This is a genomic window from Pontiella desulfatans (assembly GCF_900890425.1).
In the GTDB taxonomy this organism is placed as follows: Bacteria; Verrucomicrobiota; Kiritimatiellia; order Kiritimatiellales; family Pontiellaceae; genus Pontiella; species Pontiella desulfatans.
In genome coordinates, this window is record NZ_CAAHFG010000001.1 from 1,420,141 (window position 1) to 1,444,873 (window position 24,733).

The 24,733-nt window shown below is 55.7% G+C and carries 13 protein-coding genes; all 13 read left to right on the forward strand.

From position 1 onward, the window contains the following. The first annotated feature begins 40 nt into the window (after positions 1 to 40). Positions 41 to 2,395: an alpha-L-rhamnosidase-related protein gene (locus E9954_RS05370; RefSeq protein ID WP_136078189.1), complete on the forward strand. Its 2,355-nt coding sequence runs from the start codon at positions 41 to 43 to the stop codon at positions 2,393 to 2,395. A 27-nt stretch (positions 2,396 to 2,422) separates the two neighbouring features. Further along, complete coding sequence (locus E9954_RS05375) at positions 2,423 to 4,789, forward strand: alpha-L-rhamnosidase-related protein (RefSeq protein ID WP_136078190.1); 2,367 nt, start codon at positions 2,423 to 2,425, stop codon at positions 4,787 to 4,789. After that, complete coding sequence (locus tag E9954_RS05380; RefSeq protein WP_136078191.1) at positions 4,789 to 6,408, forward strand: sulfatase; 1,620 nt, start codon at positions 4,789 to 4,791, stop codon at positions 6,406 to 6,408. The genes E9954_RS05375 and E9954_RS05380 overlap by 1 nt, the downstream gene beginning before the upstream one ends. A 14-nt stretch (positions 6,409 to 6,422) precedes the next feature. After that, a complete protein-coding gene (locus tag E9954_RS05385; RefSeq protein ID WP_136078192.1) occupies positions 6,423 to 7,529 on the forward strand; it encodes a glycoside hydrolase family 88/105 protein in 1,107 nt (368 codons plus the stop codon). Positions 7,530 to 7,650: 121 nt separating this feature from the next. Then, positions 7,651 to 8,676, forward strand: a complete 1,026-nt coding sequence (locus E9954_RS05390; RefSeq protein ID WP_136078193.1) for a LacI family DNA-binding transcriptional regulator — start codon at positions 7,651 to 7,653, stop codon at positions 8,674 to 8,676. A gap of 151 nt (positions 8,677 to 8,827) precedes the next feature. After that, a complete protein-coding gene (locus E9954_RS05395) occupies positions 8,828 to 11,173 on the forward strand; it encodes a glycoside hydrolase family 3 N-terminal domain-containing protein (protein ID WP_136078194.1) in 2,346 nt (781 codons plus the stop codon). A gap of 23 nt (positions 11,174 to 11,196) precedes the next feature. After that, positions 11,197 to 12,597, forward strand: coding sequence for an MFS transporter (locus E9954_RS05400; RefSeq protein WP_136078195.1), 1,401 nt, complete (start codon positions 11,197 to 11,199; stop codon positions 12,595 to 12,597). 209 nt (positions 12,598 to 12,806) lie between these two features. Then, positions 12,807 to 15,104 carry an autotransporter outer membrane beta-barrel domain-containing protein gene (locus E9954_RS05405; RefSeq protein WP_136078196.1) on the forward strand — a complete coding sequence of 766 codons (2,298 nt, stop codon included), beginning with the start codon at positions 12,807 to 12,809 and terminating at the stop codon, positions 15,102 to 15,104. Between the two features lie 87 nt (positions 15,105 to 15,191). Further along, the gene (locus tag E9954_RS05410) at positions 15,192 to 15,908 is read left to right on the forward strand and encodes a hypothetical protein (RefSeq protein ID WP_136078197.1); all 717 of its coding nucleotides are present in this window, start codon (positions 15,192 to 15,194) and stop codon (positions 15,906 to 15,908) included. A gap of 122 nt (positions 15,909 to 16,030) precedes the next feature. Then, the gene (locus tag E9954_RS05415; RefSeq protein WP_136078198.1) at positions 16,031 to 19,651 is read left to right on the forward strand and encodes a hypothetical protein; all 3,621 of its coding nucleotides are present in this window, start codon (positions 16,031 to 16,033) and stop codon (positions 19,649 to 19,651) included. A 482-nt stretch (positions 19,652 to 20,133) separates the two neighbouring features. Further along, complete coding sequence (locus tag E9954_RS05420; RefSeq protein ID WP_168441994.1) at positions 20,134 to 21,612, forward strand: GH39 family glycosyl hydrolase; 1,479 nt, start codon at positions 20,134 to 20,136, stop codon at positions 21,610 to 21,612. Positions 21,613 to 21,793: 181 nt separating this feature from the next. Continuing rightward, the gene (locus E9954_RS05425; protein WP_168441995.1) at positions 21,794 to 23,161 is read left to right on the forward strand and encodes a glycosyl hydrolase; all 1,368 of its coding nucleotides are present in this window, start codon (positions 21,794 to 21,796) and stop codon (positions 23,159 to 23,161) included. Between the two features lie 70 nt (positions 23,162 to 23,231). Then, positions 23,232 to 24,650 carry a sulfatase family protein gene (locus E9954_RS05430; protein ID WP_136078201.1) on the forward strand — a complete coding sequence of 473 codons (1,419 nt, stop codon included), beginning with the start codon at positions 23,232 to 23,234 and terminating at the stop codon, positions 24,648 to 24,650. Positions 24,651 to 24,733 lie beyond the last annotated feature (83 nt).

Sequence of the window (24,733 nt, forward strand, 5' to 3'; positions counted from 1 at the left end):
AGGAACTAGGTTACGGAAGAAAACTCAGCCAGGAGAAAAAGTGGTTAGGAAAATATTGTTTTTATGCGTATCGACTTTGCTGTGCGTCATGGGGGTATTGGCGGTCACGGCTACCTTTGACGACAAAACGCGATGGATCTGGCAAGCTGAGGATGGGCCGGCCAATACCTGGGTGGCCTTCCGTAAGGAGTTCGATCTGAAAAAGGTGCCGGAAACCGTGTTGGCGAATATCTCGACCGATACCAAATATTGGCTCTGGATCAACGGCGAAATGGTGTTGTTCGAAGGCGGTCTGGCGCGCGGGCCGCATCGCGATGGTATCTATTATGACGAGGTTGATATCCAGCGTTTCCTGAAGCTGGGCAAAAACAGCGTGGCTATTCTGGTCTGGTATTGGGGCAAGACCGCAAAGACGCACGAGGACAGCGGAAAGGGCGGTTTGCTCTTTTCGGCCGATCTGGGCGAAACCGTTTTGACATCGGACTGCAGCTGGAAGCTGAAAGTCCATCCGGCGTACGATCCCAGAAGCAAAGGACTTGGTCGTTCCGCTAATCGCCCTAACGCGATGGATGTAAAATATGATGCGCGCAAGGCCATGGGCGACTGGACTTCCACGGGGTGGAACGCTGTGGATTTTTCGATGGACGAAAGCTGGCAGACCGCCACAGAAAAAGGAAGTGCTGACACGATGCCTTGGGGCAAACTGGTCAAACGGCCGATTCCGCAATGGAACGATCGAGGCCTGGCAGACTATGAATCGCTGCGGATCGGCAAAGAACAGATCACGCTGCCGTATAAAAACGGGGGGGAGACGCCGGTTCGAATTTTTGCAAAACTGCCCTTCAACAAGCAGATGACTCCGTATTTGAAAGTAAAGTGCGGCGGCGGAAAAACGATCAACATCGGAACGGATAATCCGTTCAACTTGATCAACGCGCAGTATACCACGAAGAACGGTGAGCAGACCTTTGAAACCTACTCCTGGATGAATGGGCATGAAGCCAAATATGAGGTTCCGCCGGGTGTGGAAGTGCTGGAGCTGAAGTATCGCTGGACCGGGCTTGGAGAGATTGCCGGCACCTTTGAATGCAGCGACCCGTTTTTTCAGCGCCTCTGGTGGATGGCCGCGAACACGCTCTATATCTGCACGCGCGACTGTTATATGGACTGCCCGGACCGCGAACGCGGCCTATGGATCGGCGATGTGGCCGATCAGACCGGTGCCGTGTTTTACACACTGGATGAAGCCGGTCGTTTGTTGCTCAAAAAGGGCATCGACAACACCATTGCCTATCAGGATAGCGATGTTATCCAGGGACTTGCTCCGGGGTTTGGTGAATACCGCGGTAAGAGCAGCGAGCTGACCGTCCAGAGTAATCAGTACATTGCCCAAGGCATTTGGCGCTACTATTTCAACACCGGCGACAAAGCGACGCTGGCCAATGCCTATCCGTCTGTTTTGAAGTATCTGAAACTTTGGGAAATGGAACCCACCGGTCTTCCGCAGATTCGCAATGGATACGCCAGTTGGGTGGATTGGGGAACCAATCCGGATAAGCAACCCGTTGAGATCTGCTGGTATTACATCGCTCTCGACGCTGCCAAAAAGATGGCGCTGGAGTTGGGCGAAACCAGCGATGTGGCATGGTACGACGCGCGCATCAAAAGCATTGAAGACAACTTTGAGAGAACCTATTGGCGCGATGGATATTACGGCACTGCCGGGGCGGTCAAAGATGAACGGGTCAGTGCGCTGGCAGTTCTGAACGGACTGGCCGATGAAAGCAAATATCCAGCCCTGCTCAAAAACGTGCTGACCACCGAATACAATGCCAGTCCGCACATGGAGTGGATGATTGAAGAGGCGATTGTGCTGGCGGGCGATACACCGGCGGCATTGAACCGTATGAAGGAGCGCCATGCGTTTCAGGTGAATGATGTGGCGGTCACGACGCTGTGCGAAAAGTTTGGGGAACGTAAGGGAACCTACAACCATGCATGGAATGCGCCGAACTATGTGCTCTCGCGCTACATCGCCGGTATTTCAGCCACGGAGGTGGCGTGGAAGAAATATCAGGTCATGCCGAATCTGGCGCACATGACCGCCGTGAAGCAGGTGGTTCCAAGCGTTCAGGGCGAGATCGACGTCGACATTAAACGCACGGACAAACTTTACGGCATGAAGCTCAATTCCCCTGAAGGCACGACCGCGGTCGTCGGGATTCCGAAAGCCTCGATCCACCCGAAGGTCATTGAGGTGAACGGTTCCACGGTCTGGAAAAACGGCGCGATTGTCGGCAACATTCCAGGCATCACTTGGAACGGCGAGGACAAGAACTACCTCAAATTCAACGTCGCGCCCGGCAAGTGGACGTTTTCCGCGAAAACGAAATAAACCGATCGGTTTTATGCAGGATCAAAGATGAAGAAGCTGTTGATATTTTGCGTGGTGATGGTTTGTACGGTCATGGGCGTTTCGGCCAATGAAATGCCCGTCGACTGGAAAGCGCAGTGGATTTGGCAGGCGGATGATGGGCCGGCTAATTCGTGGGTGGCTTTTCGTAAAGACCTGAGAATCGTCAAGGTGCCGGAAAGGGTGATCGCGAATATTTCGGCGGACAGTAAATACTGGATGTGGATCAACGGCGAGCTGGCGGTTTTTGAAGGGAGCGTGGCGCGCGGTCCGCGTCCTGCCAAACCCTGGAAACGGAAAAAAGAGATGTGGCTGGATCCACCGGAAACCAAGCCTTCCAACTCTTGGTATGAAGAAGTGGATATCACCGCATACCTCAAGCCCGGCGAAAATACCATTGCGGTGTTGGTGTGGTATTGGGGTCGTGAAACGCACAAGGGCACGCATGTCGACAGCGGCAAAGGCGGTTTTGTTTTTCAGGCTGATTTTAACGGAAAGAAACTGATTTCGGATAAAAGCTGGAAGGTCAAAGCGGATTCCGCCTATGCGCTGGACAGCGGCGAAACCGGGGAAGCTATTGTGCAGTACAACGTCAAATATGATGCGCGCAAGGAGATGGGCGACTGGACTGCGCCAAGCTTTCCGGATGGTGATTGGAAGGCCGCAACGGAGAAAGGGATTCCGCCGGTGGCACCTTGGTATAATCTGGAAAAAAACTATGTTCCGGCGTTGGTGAACCATGGCCTTAAAGATTACGAAAACTATCCGGAGTCCAAATTCCCCTTTGTCAGCAAGGGGGAAACAATTACCTGTGAACTGCCGTTCAACAAACAGATTACCCCGTATTTGGAAGTGGAATGCGATGCGGGACTTGAAATTAAGATCACCACCGACAATCGGTTAAACAAGATTAGCGCATTCCATACCACGAAGAAAGGGAAGCAGTCCTTCGAGAGCTTCGCCTGGATGAACGGCCATAAAATTACCTATGAAATTCCGGCCGGTGTGAAGGTGCTCGGTCTGAAGTATCGCTGGATGAGTGTGGGTGATATTAATGCCGGTTCATTCACCTGCAGCGATCCGTTCTATGAACGCCTCTGGTGGATGGGACGCAATACCCTGTTTGTCTGCGCCCGCGATAATTTTATGGATTGTCCCGACCGCGAGCGCGCCTGCTGGATCGGCGATGTGGCGGACCAGGCCAGCTATCTCTTTTACTGCATGGACGACGCCGGCCGGAAGCTGTTGAAAAAGGCGATTCGAATCACGATGGCCTACAGCGATGCCGGTGTTTATGGCGCGCTCGGTCCGCTGCGCCTGCGCGAACTGCCGACTCAAAGCCTGCAATTTGTCGATCAGGGCGTTTGGCAATATTACCTGAACACGGGCGATGAAGAGACACTACGCTATGCGTATCCCTTTGTGCGCGATTACCTGAATCTCTGGACCATGGGGGCCGATGGTTTGCCGAATCGGGATAAACGATCCATGGATTCGTGGAACTGGAGCGACTGGGGCGAAAAAGAAACCGTCGATGATAAGGTGATTTTGGACGCGCTCTACTATTTTGCGCTCACCAGTGCGAAGAAGATTGCACTGGAGCTGGGCGAAAATCAGGATATCGCTTGGTTTGACGAGCGTATCCAGACCTTGGGAATGGCCTTTGATGCAACATACTGGAAGGGGAAATATTACAGTAGCAATCCCAAGAAATTCCAGGACGACCGCGCCAATGCGCTGGCCATTCTTTCCGGGCTGGCCCGTCCGCATAAATATGCGGCCATCGTCGAAAACGTGCTGATTCCGAATCAGTTTTGCAGCCCGCATTTTGAATGGATGGTGGAAGAGGCCATGTGCTATGCCGGTTATTATGCCGATGCCCTCAAGCGCATGAAAGACCGGTATCAGCTACAGGTCGATCGCACATGGCTGAGTACGCTCTATGAAATGTTTCCGCAGGGAGGATCCTATAACCATGCGTGGAATGCTCCGAATGCCATTTTGGCCAAGCATGTCGCTGGAATTTTACCAACCCAACCCGCTTGGAGTGAATATCAGATTATGCCGAACCTGGAGCATATCACTTCCGTTAAACAGGTGGTTCCAAGCGTGAAGGGCGATATTGTCGTCGAGATCAACGCTGCGGACAAATGTTACGGCGTGAAACTGGTTTCTCCGAAAGGTGCCACCGCGATAGTCGGGATTCCGAAGGCATCGATTACCCCGACATTCATCGGGGTCAATGGTTCCATGGTTTGGAAAAACGGCACCTTTGTCGGCGGCGTTGAGGGCGTTGCGTGGAAGGGTGAAGACGAGAAATATCTAAAACTGGAAGTCGCTCCGGGCTTCTGGAAAATTTACGCGGAGGCGAAGTAATGCGTATGATAACGAAACATTCCATCTTGCTTGGTTTATGGGTGTCGATTGCCGCAGTGCAGGGAAAAACGCCCAATGTGGTGTTTATTCTAGCGGATGATTTGGGCATTACGGACATCGCGGCCTATGCGAGCCATTTTACCGGCAAGCCGATTGACGAACTCTATTATGAAACGCCTCACATGGATCGGCTGGTGGGGAAGGGCGTTGCGTTTTCCCAGTTTTATGCCAACCAGCTTTGTGCGCCAACGCGTGCTGCATTGATGACGGGGCAGTATGCTGCGCGGCATGGATTCACAACGGCGACTCCGTTGCTTCCTACCTATTATAATCAGGGCATGCCGGCGCCGGAGGGCTTTAACCCCCACGATGTTCTTGGACACAAGGATAACATCAACAAGCAGCAGGCCTGGACGAATGGGCGCACGAATACGGCGCTTGATCCTTCTCTTCAAACGTTGCCCAAGGTGCTTGGTGGCCATCGGTCGGCGTTCATCGGGAAGTGGCATTTGGGAGGCCACGGCGCAAAAGGTTTCCAACCTTTGGACCAGGGGTTCGATGAAGCGCCGGCCTGGTTCGATGCCGGAGGATCGGCCTATTTTAAATGGGCGAAGCATTGGGATAAAAAGCGATTGCCCTATCCCGAAATGCCGCAGAAGGAATCGCACATGGGGAGTGCTGGTTCTGCGCCTCATGCGGCTTATCTGACCGACGACCTGACCGACCGGGCGGTGCGCTATATCGAAAGCGCGGTGGCGGATCGGAAAGCGGGAAAAGACAAACGACCCTTCTTCCTCTATTTCAACCATTTTGCGGTACACACGCCATTGCAGGCGCCGGCGGAGACGGTCGCCTATTTCAAAAACAAACCGCAGAAGGGGACGCTTGGGCATAACAATGCCACCTATGCGGCCATGGTGAAACACCTCGATGATTCGGTCGGTCGTTTGATCCAGGCCCTGGAAGCGGGCGGGGTCATGGAGGATACCCTTCTCGTTCTAACCTCGGACAACGGGGGCGTGGAATACACGAATCCTGCGGCAACCGATAATTTTCCTTTCAAGGGCGGCAAGGCCTGCCTGCATGAGGGCGGGGTGCGGGTTCCGCTGGTCTGCTGGCAACCCGGCCGGTTTGGGGGTGGGGCCTGGTGCGACACCCCGGCCAACTGCATTGATATGCTGCCGACACTCGCGGCATTGACGGGAAACAACATTCCGGGGAACGTCGATGGAATAAGCATTGTGCCGCTTTTGGAAAACCCTGCGGCGAAGATGTCGCCGCGCACGTTTTACTGGCACTATCCTTTCAACGTGATCGTCAATCATCCGGACAACGGCTTGCCGCTCACGCCGCACTCCGCCATTCGCGTGGGCGACCATAAGCTGCTTTGGGATTGGCATGGAAAAATGGTGCTTTACGACATTCGGAACGATCCCTACGAAGAAACGGATTTGGCCGAAGGCATGCCGGAAAAACGGGATCAACTGATGAAACAATTGCAGGCGTGGCTCAAAGACCATGTGGCGCCGCGGTATCTGCCCGTCAGAAATCCGAATTACGATGCAGAAAAGGATGACCGGAAGTATCCGCTCGTGGATCTGACGGGCGCTCTCAAATGAATGGAGAATAAATAGTGAACCACCGAATAAAAGGAATCCTCTTTGCCGCGCTGTTGATCACAAGCTGTTCCGCCGTGTCCGATATTTTTGAACCCCGGGAGATCGTGCTCCGCATGGAAAAGGCGGCGCAGTGGCAGCTTGACCATCCGGCGAAATTCGATGTGTTGGAGTGGCATTGGGCGCCGTTTTACATGGGGCTGTCGGATTTGACGGAAACGACCGGCGACCGGAAGTGGATCGATGAAGTGAAGAAGATGGGCGAGACGCATGGCTGGAAGTTTGGCCGACGCCCGTACCACGCGGATGACCACGCCATTGGCCTGGCCTACATCAAGCTCTATCAGTTGGATAAGAAGCCCGAGGTCATCGCGGGGATCCAAAAGGAGTTCGACTGGATTCTGGCCAACCCGCCCAAGCAGATGATCAAGGGGGCAGATGGAAAGATGCGGGAAACCTATAACCGCGAACGCTGGAACTGGTGCGATGCACTCTATATGGCTGCGCCGGTTTGGACTGGATTGGGGAAGGTGACCGGCGAGCCGAAGTACTACGACTATATGGTGCAGGAGTGGAAGCAGGCGCATGCATGGTATTTCTGCGACGAGCACGACCTGTATTTTCACGACAAGCGCGACATCGTAAAGGTTTCCAAGGGTGGGGAACGGGTGTTCTGGGCTCGTGGCGATGGCTGGGTGTTCGGTGCCCTGGTTGAAATTCTCCAACTGCTTCCGGAGGACCATCCGGAGCGCGGTTACTTCCTCGATATCTACAACCGGATGGCGGTTAAGCTGCTTTCGATCCAGAAAGAGAATGGAACGTGGGCGCCAAACCTGTTGGATCCAACGGATCCGCCGCAGGATGACACGAGCGGTTCGGTGTTTTATGTCTATGGCTTTGCGTGGGGCATCAACCACGGAGTGCTGGATCGGGCAACCTACGAACCCGCAACTCGAAAAGGGTGGGCGGCCTTGTGCGAGCGGCAGAAAGAGGATGGTCGCCTCATCAATTCCCAGCCGGTTGGCGGTTACCCAAAACCGTTCGACCCCGGCACCACCACGGTGTTCAGCATGGGCACCTTCATCAGCGCGGGGGCCGAAGTTTGGAGGATGGTCCGTCCGTAGACCTCCTTCGCCGGGTGCGACCCCGCCTGGTTTGGATGGCAGGCGTGAAATTGCATTTGTTTGATTTCGCATTGGAATTCAACGTGTTAAATTCTGCCGTTATCCTAAAGGAGCATGCTGCATGAAAGTGACGATGGACGATGTTGCCAAGAAGCTGGGGGTTAGCAATGCAACCGTATCGCTGGCGCTGAATAATTCCCCGAAAATAGCCAGGGCCACCCGCGAAAAAGTGTTGGCTGCGGCCAAGGAACTCGGCTATCAAACCAATCCGTATATCTCGGCCTTGATGGCCGCACGCCGCCAGGGCAGGAACCCGACGCAAACCCCGGTAATTGCCTTGATCACACCGACGCGCGAGGAGGGGGAGTGGAAGACGAACTACCACCTCCAGCGGTTTATTGATGGAAGCTCCAACACGGCGGCGAGCCTGGGAATCCGTACGGAGACTTTCTGGATCGGGGAGAAAAACATGACGGCCCGGCGCATGAACGACATTTTGTGCAACCGGGGCATTCGCGGAGCCATTATGCTGACGCACGGGGTTTGGGGGAAAAAGCTCGACTACGCCTGGCAAAACATTGCAACCGTCACATATGGCGTGCGGCAGCTTGAACCGGATACGGATTGGGTGGCCGCGGATTTCTATGGGAACATGGAAAAAACCTTGGGGATCCTCCGTCGGCACAACCTTGAACGCATCGGCTTTGTGATGGATAAACCGTTCCCCTACACCCACCATAACCGCTGGTTGGCCGCCTACCTGATGGAGCAGCAACGGGTTGCGGTCAAGCCGATCAAGAAGATCAAACCCTGGTTGGATCCGGAGCCATCGTTCGAAAGCTTTTCCAAGTGGTTCCATGCATCCAAGCCGGAAGCCATTATCTGCGTGCGTCCCCCGACCGTGATGGGTTGGCTGGAACGGATGGGGTTGAACGTGCCGGAAGATATTGGCGTGGTTACCATCGGAACGGCTGAAACCGGCGGAGAGATCAGTGGTATTGTGGAAAACACCCGGACGAGTGGAAAGCTGGCGGTGGAAATGTTGCTTGAACGCATTTACCACGGTGAATTTGGAAATTATTCGGAACCGCACCATGTCACCGTCAGCGGGGTGTGGAACCGGGGGAAAACACTCAAATACGTTTAGGGGAACTGGCCATGTTTCCCGGAAATCCCAAGGGTTACGGTATTTTAACGGTTTGAATATATACGGGGTTTGAATCTGCGTTTGTGTGGAGGATGGTGTGCGCGTGTGGGAAATCAACCCGCCATATGCACGATCCATTGGACATACGAATATGATCAAGTCAACCCGAACTGTTCCAGATGCAAAAGACCCCTCCCTGGAATCGGCCTTGAACGCCGCCGATGGCTATTTGAATGCCGGTCTTCCGGTGGAGGAGCGGGTTGAGCTTCTGCTTTCCAGCATGTCGGTGGAAGAAAAGGTCAACCAGTTGACCTCCGCCTATGCCAAGACCGACCAGGAAGGCAATGCCCCCGGAGGGCTTGCCGAGGAATTCAAAACCAGGTTGGAGCAAGGTCTCGGATCGGTGCAGTTCGTCAACCTTCCGCACGATGCCGGGCAATCCGCGGAATTGGCGAATATGATCCAGACCCACCTGCTGGATCAAAGCGGACGGGGGATTCCCGTCCTGTTGGTCGGCGAGGCCTGCCATGGCCTGATTGCCCACAAGGCCACTTCGTTTCCCCAGGCCATTGCGCTTGCATCAACCTGGAATCCGGCTCTGGTTGAACGCGTTTATGCCGTTGCCGCGAAGGAAGCCCGTTCCCGTGGAAACCATCTGATGAATACCCCGGTGCTCGATCTGGCGCGCGATCCGCGCTGGGGGCGCATGGAGGAAACCTATGGCGAAGACGTCCACATGGTTACGCAGATGGGCCTGGCCGCCGTGCGGGGGCTGCAGGGGGTAGGCGAAACGGTGGATGCAAACCGGGTGGTGTCGACACTCAAGCATTTCGCGGCCTATGGACAATGCGATGGCGGGCGCAACTTTGCCCCGACCAATGTTCCGCGACGCCTGTTTATGGAGGAGATCCTCGAGCCGTTCCGTCAGGTTTTTTCGAAGGCCCAAGCCTGGGGGGTAATGCCGTCCCATAGCGAAGTCGACGGCGTGCCTGCCCACGGCGATGGGCGCCTACTGGTCAATCTGTTACGCAAGGAGTGGGGCTTCAAGGGCGTGGTGGTTTCCGACTACCACGACATCCACCGCCTGGACCTTCTGCACCATGTGGTACCGACCCAGCAGGATGCCGCATTGCTGGCCCTGCGGGCGGGCGTCACCCTGGATTTCCCGGAAGGGGCCAGCTACCGGACCTTGATCGAATCGTTGGACTGCAACCCTGAATATAGGCCGGACCTCGATGACCGGGTGCGCGAGGTCCTGACCCTGAAGTTCATGCTGGGGTTGTTTGAGCAACCCTTTGTGGATGCCGGTAGGGCTGTGGAGATCCAGGATGATCCGGAGAAAAAAAACCTCGCATTGGAAGCGGCGGAAAAGGCGGTGATCCTGCTGAAAAACAGCAAGCATACGCTTCCGCTGGATAAGGGAAAACTAAAGCGCATCGCGGTCATCGGCCCCAATGCCGAAGAGACGATCCTGGGCGGCTATTCACACTGGATGACCTCCGCCCGGTCCATCAAGGACGGGCTCGAAGACTATTTGACCGGAAGTGATGTCGAGATTTGTTTTGCGAGGGGGTGCGGCATTACGGCCGGCGGCAAAACCTTTGCCCAGCTGGAAACCGGCGAAGAACTCAACACGCCGGTTGAAACGATTCCCTATGACGTTGAGCAGGAATCCATTCGTGCCGCGGCGGAAATGGCGAAAGGGTGCGATGTGGCCGTGGTCTGCGTGGGGGATGACTACTTCAGTACCCGCGAGGCCTTCTATATGCGGGAGACGCTCGGCGACCGGGGCAGCATCGACCTGGTCGGAAACCAGGAAGCCTTGGTTCAGGCAGTGATCGAAACCGGCACGCCCACGGTGGTGGTGCTGATGCATGGGCGTTCCATCTCGATCAACTACGCCAATGCGCATGCCGCCGCGATATTGGATGGGTGGTACCTGGGCGAGGAGACCGCAACGGCCATCTGCAAAACGCTGTTCGGCGAAAATAATCCCGGCGGCAAACTGGTGGTCTCGGTGCCGCGCAGCTCGGCCCATCTTCCCTGCCATTACAGCCAGCGCCATTCGGCCAATTGGAAAGGCTACCTGTTTGAAGACAGTTCCCCCTTATATTCCTTTGGCTTTGGACTGAGCTACACCACGTTCCGGCTCGATAACATCGCGTTGTCCGCTTCCGTCATCCAGGCGGGGGATTCCTGCGGGGTCTCGCTCGATGTCACCAACACGGGCCAGATGGCCGGGGATGAGGTTGTTCAAATCTATCTCCGCGACGTGGTGGGTTCCACCACGCGTCCGGATAGGATGCTGAAGGCGTTCCGGCGGGTATCGCTGGAACCCGGCCAAACAAAACACCTTTCCCTGACCCTCGATGCGGAGGCCTTCGAAATGATCGATCTCGATTTTGAACGCGTCATCGAACCGGGCGCATTCACGGTCTTCGTGGGCACATCGTCGCGCATGGAGGATCTGGTGGAATTGACGCTTTTCGTTGAGTAGTGGGGTCGGTAACATATCCGGCTATGGAAGAGCACCAAAAAACCGCTGAAGAGGATCGCGTCGGCAAGGGCGGCAAATTGGCCTATGGCATGGGGGCGGTTGCCGAAAACGCCATGCAGAACGGCATCAGCGTCATGGCCAACCCATTCTTCAACGTGGCCTTGAACGTGGCTCCGAGCCTGCTTGGGATTGCGGTGATGCTCTTCCGGATCTGGGATGCCATAACGGATCCGATCATGGGTTGGATCAGCGATCGAACGCAATCGCGCTTCGGGCGGCGGCGGCCCTACATTGTTTGCGGGGCGATTGCGGGCGGGGTGCTGTTTGCGCTGATGTGGTGGTGTCCGCGCGGCATGGGCACCACGTTCTATTTCACCTGGTACATGGTCGTCTCGATTCTTTTCTACACCGCATTCACCGTGTTCGGCGTTCCCTACGTGGCGTTGGGCTATGAGCTGAGCCCGGACTACCACGAGCGCACCCGCATCATGTCGTTCCGCACCTGGTTCCAATCCATTGCCGGTTTCTGCATCCAGTGGCTGTTCTGGCTGACGCAGCGCGATTGCTTCGACGACACGGTTGATGGCATGCGCTGGGTCGGGATCGGGTTCGGCGCGCTGATGATCATCATGGGGATTACCCCGGGGATCTTCTTGAAGGAACGGCGGTTGACGTCGGCGGAACTGGATGCCAACCACAGCAAAAAGGGACTCAGGAGTGTGCTTTCGGTCTTCAAGGTGAAACCGTTTGTCTATCTGCTGGGAGCCTTGGTCACGGCGGTGGCGGGCATGTTCCTCGTGATCATCTTCGGCTTCTATATCAACGTCTACTACATCTTCGGTGGCGACATGAAGGCGGCTTCCACCGTGCTCGGCGCAGGCGGCACCGTCTACCACGTCATCTGCATGGCCTCGATCCCGCTCATTGCATGGACGTCCACCCGACTCGGAAAAAAGGCGGCACTCCAGATTTTCCTTTTCCTCGCCATCCTCGGCAACGCCGTCAAGTGGTGGGTCTTTACCCCCGGCAATCCATGGCTGCAGTTGATCGCCACCGTGCTGATTGCCCCCGGCCTTTCCGCCGTCTGGACGCTGCTCGCCTCCATGACGGCCGATGTGACCGACCTGGATGAACTGGAGAACGGCACCCGCCGCGAAGGGGCCTTCGGAGCCTTCTACGGATGGACGATGAAGCTGGGCTTTGCCATCTGTTTCTTTGTTGCCGGGCTGATCCTGGAATGGACGGGGTTCGATGCCGCCCTCGGTGGCGCGCAGTCGCCCGATACGCTGAAGTCGATGTTGTGGCTCTACGCCGTGGTTCCGGTCGTTGGTTTGGCCGGAACGATGCTCTGCGTTTGGCGGTTCCCGATCACCGAAAACGTTGCCCGCGAAGTCCGCAAAAAACTCGACGCCCGCAATTCGTAGCTTCCCGAAACGGTGGATCCAAAATTATTTCATCTCTAAAGCGACTGTTTTAACGATTTGAAACCCACGGGGGTTTTAAAAAAAATCGTCCGCCTGTTTTATGCCGTTGTTCAATCGGAATAGGGAACAGGCCGTTCCCGCTCAACCAAATGAAAGAGCGAGGCATGCAGATGAAAAAGATGGAAACCAACACTATGAAGGAGGGCAATATGATGAAAAAAACATTGGGCATCATGATCGCGGCAGGAACGCTGGCGAGTATGGCAACGGCACTGCCGGTGGAGCTAACGTGGAGTACGGTGGCGCCGGAGGATGTGGAATTTTTCGAGGATTATTTGAATACCGTTCCCGGTGCCGGAGGAACGACCCATTCGGCGGCGAGCGTGGGCATGGAAATCTGGGCGGGCAATGGAACTGATTTGTCTAGTCCCACCAATCTTCCCATCAATCTTAGCAACGACCCGGGGCTCAACAACCAAGTGGCGGCCCGGTCTGCCAACAGCAAACCTTCCGTGCTGCTCCACAACAATACAAACGTGATTGCCCGGGTGGATGACATCTTTCTTTTTTCAGGATGGGGGCCGTATGGTGAAGCCAATTCCTTCCTGGTTCAGGTGGGAACCACCTGGTACATCTCCGACGCCCTGCCCGCAGGTGAATATGGCTCGACGGCAGGGGGGGATTCCTACAATAACCCCGGCATGCTGATGGGCTATTCCACGCACGACACGGTGTGGCATGTCTTCCATGAAGGCGATTTCGATTCGGCCGGATTCAGCAACATGATTCCTTCGGCCGTTGGAACGGCGCTGCCCAATGGAGACATTGTAAACACCGGCATGTTGCAGAATGGCGCCAACAGCTCGTATATCAAAACCTATGCCATTACGGCCTACACGCCGCCGGGCGATGCCTATTACGTTGCGGCAACGCCGACCGACTGGACGGATTCGACCGCATGGAGCGATGGTTTTGCTGCAAATGGCGGAACCGTATATTATGCAACCAACAGTGTGGTGTTGGAGACGCCGGCCGCGACGTCCACCTTCCCTGGAATTTCGTTAAGCCTGTATGCCCCGCAACGGATGGAAATCATGGCCAGCGGAGCCGAAGTGATTACGGTTCCCGAGCTGAAGATGTATGGGGCCGATCTTGGCGCCGGCATCATCGATGCGGCGGAAGCCCGGATTGACGGGGCGATTTTGGTTCAAACCGATTCCACGTTCTCCGGGGCAATGGATGAGTCGCGCGACATTCGGGTTCTTGCCCGGATTGTCAGCGATGCGGATATCACGCTGTCTGCACCTTCACGCACGATCTATATCGATAACCCCACGAATGAGTTCACTGGAACCTGGATCGTTTCGGGCGGTGCTGCGGAGTTCGCTTCCGTTGGTTCGATCGGCGGTTCGACCGTTTTCGATGTGCAAAGCGGAACATTGCGTATTCAGGACAACTGGAAGGCATCCGGCTCGGTGACGGTGGCGGACAGCCCTGACGCCTTGGTGGATCTGGGCAACTATGACTGGGCCCTTTCCTCGTTGGTGATTGGCAGCTCCAACGTGATCGATGGAGCCGTTTACACGGTGGCTGAACTGAATGCCATCGGCGCGAACCCGGTCTTTTCCGGTACAGGAACAGTCCTGATTGGCGCACTTCCGCCTCCGCCGCCAGAGGATCTGCTGGTGGGGCTGGATACGTGGAGCGGTACCACTGCCCCTGCCGTGCCCTTTACGGCGACAGATATCTCAGCAACCGCGACGGCGTCTGGTGGCTGGAGTATCACAGATGGCTCCGGTCGTGGCTCCAGTAAGGACGGAACCTGGGGCACCTTTGATGGCAATGGGCATTCTGCAAGCTCGAACACAACAGCTGGAGTTGACAACTATACGTTGACCAATGGCAAGACGGACGGCGAGATTACGATTTCGTTTACGAATAACACGGGGGCGGCCATCGACTTAGGTGCCCTTCATTTTGACGCCGTTGCATTCCGTCCAAATGCCGCCAGAACCTATGCCGTGAACGTATTGGCGGGAAGCGACATTACCGTTGGAACGGTCTTCACTTCTGCTGCCGGTGCGATCACCAGTCTGGGCGGAAACCTCTTAACAGATGATTTAGACCCCTTAACACACGACCAGCATGACGATATTGATGTCGGTCTGAATGGTCTTGAAGACCACACCCTCGAAGCGGGCGAAATGGCCATTATCCAGCTGGCGTTCTCGGGAGGAACCGGTTCCGGTTCGGGCCACCATCTGTTCGTGGACAACGTGGGGATTTCCTCGGCGGCCGCATCGGGGCCGCCCTCGGCGCCGGTGATGACGGTTGAAACTTCCGGATCGGATATGATGGTTTCCTGGGCGTCGTCGGCATCATTCCAACTCCAGACCCGTCCGAACATGGCGGTGGGTGAATGGATGAATGTTCCCGGAGGAACCACCAGCCCGGTAACGGTGCCGATGACCAACGATGTTGAGTTCCTGCGGTTGGTTTGGCCATAGGGCCCACACCCCCGGTTTAAGTTTTGAGAGGTTGGTTGAGCGGCACCTCCATGCGGGGTGCCAAATTTAAAGCAAAAGGAGAATGAAATGAAAAAAACAATAGCAATACTTACGGTTGCGGTTTGTGCAGGAGCTATGTCAGCTTCGGCAGCATTACTCGTAGGCTGGGATGATAACTTTAATCAACCCAATAACGGCTCCACTACTCCTCCTCCCAAGACAGCAACTGGTTTCTCGGGTTTGGCAACTCCGGACGCCAATTTAAATTGGTCACGCACGGCTTCAGCCGCGAGCACCGATGGCACTTTCGGTACTTTAGCAGGCGCAGGCACCGAAACTGGTTTCTCAGATGGATTGGCTTTGAATAACGGAAACAATGGCCATTTCGACTTCACGGTCACGAACGGAACCGCCGATGATTATGACTTGGATTTTTTCCACTTCGACGCGGGCGCTACCAGACCGAAGGCGGCGGATAACTGGACTCTATCAGTTCTGTCAGGTGCCCTTACTGTAGGTAATGTAACCAGTGGTGTTTCTCCCAATGGCGGAGGCACTCTCGTTTGGGCTGAGAATGACCTCGACTTGACTGGTCTTGCTGACAACACACTGGAAGCAGGGCAATCGGTCGTATTTCGATTAGATTTTGTGCAAGATGGCACCATCCAATATGAGGGTGGTCACAACCTGTATTTGGACAACATCGCTATCAGCGGAACTGTGATTCCGGAACCGGCCACGCTGGGTCTGGTTGCTGCATTCGGTGGCGCAGTACTTTTTATCCGCCATCGCTTCATGATCTAGTCTGATCAATACAACCGATGCACTTGAATGGGTGCAAGGTTAAGGGGGCTGGCAAGCCCCCTTTTAAGGAGCGGGGGCTGTTCAGTCCCCGTATTCTTTTTAGTGAAAGCGGACGTGTGAAGATGAGGAATATGATGCATCGGCTGAAAAAGAGTCCGTGGACTACCAGGCAACGAAATGCGCTTTGGATCGTTTCGTGCATTCTTCTCTTCAGCCTGGCACCCCGGGCCTTTTCGGCCATTTCCTATCCGTATGCATTGCCGAACCAGCTCAACGCCACGCTCAAGGTGGACACGGGCAGCAAGACCCACTTCAACAACCTGCTGCTGGGGCTGAATACCAACTTTCCGGAAAACCAGTATGGCTCCGATGGCTATAACGATCCCGACGGTCAGGATCTGATCACGACCTGGAATCCGCCTGCGCTGCGCTTCCCCCACGGCGTGTGGGCCAACTTCTACGATTGGGAAGTGGATGGCCGCCGGATCTATGACGGCTATGACGGAACCTATGTGGGAGCCGTGACGAATGTTCCTCACCTGCGTTACGGCTTCCCCGGTTTCAACACGCTCCACAACAACCTGAATTTTGATGTGCTGTTTACCTGGAACGTTAACTACGACAGCCCCGCAAAAGGCGTTGCCCGTTTGCAGGATCGGGTCGCCAAGGGATTCGACGTAAAATATATCGAGCTGGGCAATGAACACTTCTGGAAAGATCAATGCAGTGAAGCGGTGGATACCGCGCCAGAATACATTGCCGTGGCGCAGGCGCACTCGGCAGCGCTGAAGGCGGAAGACCCCTCCATACAGATATCCGTTCCCGTTTCGTGGCGAACCACCGGATACCATGCCACCTATAACAACGCCCTCATGGCCGACATGAGCTATTACGATGCGGTGTCGCTGCATAAATACCTTCGGACCGACGGGAACTCCGCGACGGAGGTCAAGGAGGCGCTGAAAAGCCGCTACACCATGATTGAAACCGGGGAATACATTCGTTCCCTCTTCCCCGGGAAACCGATCTGGCTTTCGGAATGGTCGGTGAAGGTCGATGCCGACGGGAATAATGCCGTTTCCGTTCTCGGCATGACCGAGGTGTATCTGGGCATGTTGAACCGACCGGATTTGTTCGAGACGGCCGACTATTTCCAGATCCATAACCACGACCCGATGGTCCTGTACGATAAAAACGCCAACCCCAAACATGTGAAGACGAGCATTGGCGCGGCCTACGATATTATCCGCTATGTTTTTGAAGACAGCGAAGTCTACGACAGCAGTATCAATTCCAGCGGTATCGAAGAGAATTTGGATGCCGTCAGCGCCGAGGCGGTCATCAACGGCGGCGACGTGCTGGTCTTTGCCGTCAACAAAACCACCAACAGCGTGCCGCTTGGTTTGATCTTCGACGATGAACTCTACACCGGCAAGTTCTCCCATGGGGCATTGAGCTTCAGCGATATCAATGATTTCCCAACCTTCAATTTGGGCGATGACGCTCTCGTTTCCGTTTCTCCGGTGAATGGCGGAATCATGCTTCCTCCCTTGTCGATCAGCAAAATCAGCGGACTGGCTCCGGGCAGTGGCGCGGTATCCGGTGAAGTGATCATCGAAGCGGAGCAGGCCCAGTTCCAATCTGCATTTTCGCCCTACACGGTTTCCAGTGAACTGGACGGCACCACCTACATCGTAACCTCAAATGGCACCCCGACCATCAACTACAACAGCGTGGTCATGGCTTCGGGAGGCATCGCCTCCTACGCGTTCAACTTGTCTGCAACGGGCGATGTGCTGATCGAAGCGCGCGCCGATTTAATAGACTCCAATGCCGATTCGTTCTGGCACCGCCTCGACGGCGGAACCTGGATCAAGCAGGACGGCTTTAGCGGCGGCGGCTGGCGCTGGTTCACGCTGAACAGCTACACCAATTTGGCGCCCGGTTCCCATACGCTCGAAATTGCCCGCCGCGATCGCGCCAGGATCGACCAGTTCCGGCTGAGTTCCACGCACGCAGAAATCAGCGTGCCGGGCTTGGTAATCGAAGCGGAAGAGGCTGATGGACAATTGCTTTTCAGTCCGTTTGCTGCGGTCACGTCCAACGGAGCAACCTACGTCGAAGTCCCGCTTGCTTCTGGAAGCGCAAACTACAACAGCGTCGCAGAACCCGATGGCCGGGCGACCTACGACTTTTTCCTGATCAACCCCGCCGACATCGTGCTCGAAGCCCGCGTCGATTTCCCAACCTCCGGAAGCGACTCCTTCTGGCACCGGATGGATGGGGGCAGCTGGACGAAGCAGGACGGCATCAGCGGCGGTGGATGGCGCTGGCTGACCCTTGCCAACTATGCAAACCTGGACGCCGGTGCCCATCAACTCGAAATTGCCCGCCGTCAGGCGGGAGCCCGGATGGATGCGTTCCGCCTGGTTCCTTCTGCCGGTGGATTCCTGAGTCCGGAAACCATCGCCGATGCCGGTGGCAACCGGTCGGTGGTCGATGCCGATTTCGATGGCGTGGAATGGATCGCGTTGGATGGAAGCGGCTCCGTGCCCCAGGGTGGACTTTCGCTCACCAGCTATGTCTGGAAACGGGGTTCCGGGCAGATTGCCACCGGCATCCGTACGAACGTGGCGCTTCCGCTGGGCACCCATCTCATTACCTTGCAGGTCACCGACAGCGGCGGTGCAACAAGGAGCGATACCGTAACGATTGCCGTTGAGCCCGCTGTGGGGTCGGGTGATGCCCCCCTTGTTTTGGCCGGTTGGGATACCTGGAACAATGCCTCTGCCCCGAGTGCGTCGGTGCTCGCGCCGGATGTCGGCGGGACGGCCGTGACAACCGCGGAACAGCTCGCCTGGAATGTGGTCGACGAACGGGGTGCCAGTGCCGATGGCGACTGGGGAACCTTTGCGGGGCCGCCGACAGCCAGCACCATAACGAATGTGGATAATCAAAACATGGAGTTGCCCAATGCGGCCACTGGCGGAGCGATCACCTTCACGATTTCCAACAATGGCGCGTCCGATCTCGAGTTGGGTGCCTTTCATTTCGACGCCTATGCCTTCCGTCCCAAGGCCGCCCGGGCTTACGAATTGAGTGTGCTGGCAGGCGGCGGCATTACACCCGGTGTGATCTACACGTCGGCGGACGATGAGATCACCGACGTTGGCGGCGCCTGGGATAACTTCGCCCATGATGACATCGACCATTCCCTGGCCGGGCTTACCGACCATACCCTCGGCGCGGGGGAATCGGTCGATTTCCTGCTGGCCTTCTCGAGCGGAGCCGGCGACGGTTCCGGCGGCCACGATCTGTGGGTGGATAATGTGGCCATCAGTTCCATGCGTGTTGATCCCTATCCCGACAACGATGGCAACGGCCTACCGGACTGGTGGGAAATCTTTTTCCTCGGTAGTACCGGGCAGGTGGCCGGTGTGGACAGCGACGGCGACGGACTCTCGAACGGGGATGAGTTGATTGCCGGATCGGATCCCGATGATGCCTACTCCGCGTTGGTCATTCATGAATTCGAAGAAGCAATCGGTGGAGGGTACACGGTTAAGTGGGACAGCTATAGCGAGCGCACCTATCATGTGCTGAAAACGTCCAACCTCGTTTCCAATGCTTGGCCGTCCGTTTCCGGCCCGCTGCCGGGCACCGGCGGGGAGATGGCGTTCACGGATGCTTCTCCGGTATCGCCGTCGAATTCGTTCTACAAGATCGAGGTCGCCAAACCGTGATGTGAATTCCATGCTAAAATGCGTATGAAGAAAATGCCGGACTCTTCGGGCGGTTGCGGATGTCGGGAAAACGCAGGTGATGCCCGTTTTGGATATTCCGACAGCATGGACCAGCGGGCTGTCCGCAAGGGAAGCACGCCTGCCGGTTTTGCACAGCCTGTCCGTGTTCAACTCGTTAAAGCGGGGAGCCTGGAAAATGAATTCCGCATGCAAGGGTTCAACAATATGAATGCATGGCGTGTGTGAAATGCGGGATGGATGGCGTTCTATGACTGTTGCCAGCTGGTGTTTGGCAGTTGCAATGTTGCGCAGTTGAGGGAGATTTCCGGCAATCCATGACGGCAGTGGTTCAGAATAGAGCGAGTATATGGAAAGGGGGATTGCTGTGTTGCTTCGTCTTTTCTGGTTGGGTTGGGGGTTCTGCCCAGGCAGCCGTTTCGCTCCGTTGCGATTTCAGCAGCGCAGAAAACCAGCGCGACCCCATGCGGTATCACTGGGATGTCAGCAACCGCATCTCGCCGATGCGCCGGTTTAATAGGCCGGTCGGCGAAAAACCCTATATCTGTGTGGTTCGGCCGTTGGGAGGAAAATCCAAGGATGGCGAGAAGCTTATCGATGAAGACACCTACAAGTGGGATGGCGGCAACTATGTCTACGATTGGGCGCCGCTCAAGACGCAGATCGACACCGTCCAGTCCGGGGCGCGTATCTTCCAGTTGATGATCGATAACGTACCCTGGGCCTTTCAGCGGGGGATGGATTTGAAGGGGCAGCAGGAGGTGGAGACCTACGGCAATGCCTGGCCGCCAAACGATCCTGGGGCCTGGTCTCTTTATATCCAGGAAATGCTGAAGGAGCTCATCAAAACCTATGGTCGGGAACGGGTCGGGCAATGGCGGTTTTGCATCGGTCGCGAAATCGGAACCGCCGGTCACTGGCGAGGAAGCATGCCGGAGTTCTTCGACCACTACGCATTAACGGTGAAAGCCGTTCATTCGATCCTGCCCGAAGCAAAGGTCGGTGCCCATTTCCTGTGGGCATCATCCAATAATTCCTACGGACCGGACTTTGTGAAATGGTGCAAGCAAAACAACGTCCACTATGATTTCGTCGGCGTATCCTATTATCCGTTTTACAATAGGAGCAACCGCGTCGATATCGAGCGCGTATACCGGCTTGATTTTGCGCCCATCAAAGACATTCCGGAGTGGAATCCGGAGGCGACGTTGGAAATCCATGAGTTTTCACTGATTAAAAGCATGAGCAAACAGGGGAACAGTTTCGATAATGCGCCCAAGGCCCACTCGGAAGCGTTCACGGTGATGCTCGGAAAAATGATGTATGACCACAATATGCACCATGTGTTCCGATGGGGCACCGGCGAAAACAAGCTGGCCGAGCAGGAATTCCTCCGGATGAAGGGCAACGTCTATTACGCCGGTTCCAAACAGGGCGAACCCCTCGTCGCCGGCAATAGGATCGATGCTGTGTTTGCACGGGATATGAAGAACAATCAGTTCAATATCATGGCCTACAACTACAACGCCGACCCATCGACCAAGAAAGCCGAGCCGGTTGCAATTGCCACCACCCTTCCTTTTCCTCCGTCCACCCGGATTAAAACCCGTACGGCCGCCTTTGGCGAATCCGGCTTGGAGTGGTCGGACTGGAAAATGCAACGAACCCAATCCGGTAGTGGCAGGGAGGTGTCGATGCTGGAACTCGGGGTCGGGTTGCCGTCTTTCTCGTTCTGCAAGATCGAAATTCAGGGGCCGGAAGCGGGCCGGCCCACACGCGTTTTAACCAACCGGGCAGACCAATCGAACGTTGAAGTGGAACTGGGGGATTTGGACGACGGGAACCTGGTTTGCTATATGCGGGGGCGTCGCTACGTCATTCCCATCACCTCCCTCAGCGATGATGATCAGCTCTACCTGAAAAAATGGGCGGAAGGGAAATAGGCCAGATGGACGGGAAAGGTGGGGTTAACGATTTGAAATCATGGTCGCTTGGTTGCTTTTCCCGTTTTGGTCTAATGCTCGTCAATGCTGAATTTTTCAGAGAAGACACCCTATGCAACGCATCGCGCACTATTGGTGGTTGGGGAGATTTATGAAGGTTTGTTTTTGCCATAGGTTTAAGATGTCAGGCGTTTGCCTGTTGCTGGCGGCGGGTGCCCTTGCGGATAAGGGTGAAATTGACGCTCTGGAATATCCATTCACTGTTCCGGGTTCGGCAACCGCATCGGTGTCGGTGAATACGGCAAAGCGGACTCCGGTCAACAATCTGCTGCTGGGGCTGAATGCCAACTGGCCGGAAAACCTTTACGGCAAGATCGGCTATAACCATCCGGACGCGCAACGGCTGATCCGCCGGTTCAAACCCTCCTCCCTGCGTTTCCCCCACGGGGTCTGGGCAAAATTTTACGACTGGGAAAGCGATGGCCGGCGCAAAACGGATAACTATAAAACACCGTATGATGCTTCGGTCACCAACCATCCGACGTTGAAATATGGTTTCGACGGCCTGCATCAACTGCATCAGGAACTAAAGTTCGATACCGTTTTCACCTATAACCTGAACTATGACTCTCCCGAAAAAGGGGTGCGCCGCCTGAGGGATCGCAAGGAAAAGGGATTCGATGTCCGATGGGTTGAACTGGGCAACGAACCATTCTGGAAAACCCAGCGTAGCGAGGCCACCAAGACGCTGGAAGATTACATGGCCGTTTCAAAGGCACATGCCGCCGCATTGAAGGCCGTGGATCCCAAACTCAAGGTCTCGGTTCCCGTTCACTGGCGCGATGCGGAGACCAATCCGTGGAACCAACCGTTTTTCAAGGAAACCTATTTCGATGCCATCACGGTGCACAAGCATATGGGCGGAGGGGCAAAGGAAACCCTCTTTACCGGGGACATCCTCTCCAAGATGGCCAATACCTTTCGCACGATTTTCCCGAACCACCCCATCTGGCTGACGGAATGGTCCACAGGCAAGGGCGACAATGCCATCACGGTGCTGGGCATGGCCGATGGATATTTAACCCTGTTTGAAAACCAGGATATTTTCGATATCGCCTGTTTTTTCCAGATGAATGCAGGGCATCCCTTTTTCCTGTACGACAAAAAAACCGGAGTCCATACCAAGACGGCGTCCGGCGCGGCCTATGAAATGGTTCGCGACCTTTTTGAAAACGCGCAACTGCTGGAGTGCCAGGTCGAGTCCGTCCAGGTTGGGGAGGGGTTGGATGCGGTTAGGGCGGCTGCCGTCCTGAAGGATGGAACGGTATCGGTTTTTGCCATCAATAAAACCCCGGTGGGTGTGCCGCTCAAGCTGGGCATTGACCGTGCGGAGGATGCGCCGGCCTTCAGGCACCAGGCGTTGTCGTTCGATGGCGTCAACCAATTGAAGACGTTCGCCCCGGAGGAAAAACTTCCGGTCGTGAGCGTGCCGCGAGGCAGCGAAGTCGTGCTGCCGCCCTTGTCGATCAACCGTATCGATCGGTTATAAACACCTGGTGTGTCTTGAAAAACGGGCAACTTTTTGTGAAGGATGTATCAGGCATGACGGAGATGGAACTATGAATGGAACCGGATGGGGATTGGTGCTTTTGTGCGGGACGGTATTCTTGTCGCAAGGGCAGGCGGCGGAAACCTCGCGAAAAAACATTGTCTTTATTCTGGCCGACGACCAGCGCAACGATGTGCTCGGCTGTTACGGAAATGATCTCATCCAAACCCCGACGATCGACCAGCTCGCGTCGAACGGGGTGCGGTTCGAAAACTTTTTTTGCGAGACGCCCATCTGCAGTGCGAGCCGCGCAACGCTCATAAGCGGGCTTTCCCAGCGCACGCATGGGTACAACTTTGGCGAGCCGGCGGTGGATGCCAACTATATTCCCACCAGCTATCCGGCCTATCTGAAGGCCAGTGGCTACCGCACGGGCTTCACCGGGAAATATGGGTTCCGTTTCAGCAAGAACGACCGAAAGCAACAGTTCGATTTCTTCAAACCCTACGACCGCAACCCCTACCTGAAAAAGATGCCGGACGGTTCGTTGCGCCACGAAACCGACCTGTGCGCCGACGCGGCGATTGAATTCATCAAAGGCAACCCCAAGGGGCAGCCGTTCTGCCTGTCGGTCAGCTTCAATGCATCGCATGCGGAGGACAGCGATCTGCGCCCCGGGTTCCACTTCCAGTGGCCGGAATCGACCGATGGCCTCTATGAGGAGATCACTCTGCCGTCACCCAAGCTGGGCGACGATAAATATTTCGAGGCGCTTCCCGGATTCCTGAAGGATGAAGGCGAGCTTTCGCGCGCCCGCTATTTCTGGCGCTGGGATACGCCCGAAAAATACCAGGTCAACCTGCGCGCCTATTTCCGGATGATTACCGGCATCGACAACGCCGTTGCCCGGATTCTCGCCGAGCTGAAGACGCAGGGGCTGGATCAAAACACGGTGGTGGTCTATACGGGCGACAACGGGTTCCTGATGGCGGACCGCGGGCTGGCCGGAAAGTGGAACCACTACGACCAATCCCTTCATGTTCCGTTCATTGTCTACGACCCGGCCCTGCCGGAGCATAAACGGGGCCGCGTGGTTACGGAGCTCGGCACGCATCTCGATGTTGCCCCGACGATCGTCGAGTGGGCCGGCTTGTCCAAGCCGGCCGTCTACCAGGGGCGGTCGCTGGTCGGGTTGGTGGAGGATGGGCTGGTTGCGGATTGGCCGCAGGAGGTCTACTGCGAACATAAATTCAAACGCTACAACAACTGGTACGGGGTTCGCGGAAAGCGGTATAAATATGCGGTCTACTATGAAGAGCCGGATGGGCCATACGAGTGTCTTTACGATTTGGAAAAAGATCCTGCCGAGGTTGCAAATCTGGCGGCCAACCCCGAATATGCCGACGTTCGCAAGGACATGGTCCGGCGGCTGGACGCCTACCTCAACGCCTTCCCGGAGGCATCGGGCAAACCTGACAATAAAGAATAGGGTACTTAATGAAAAAATGGATAGATACGCGATGGTTCGTTGCAGGAATGATGATGACACTTGTACACGCTAATAGTTTTGGG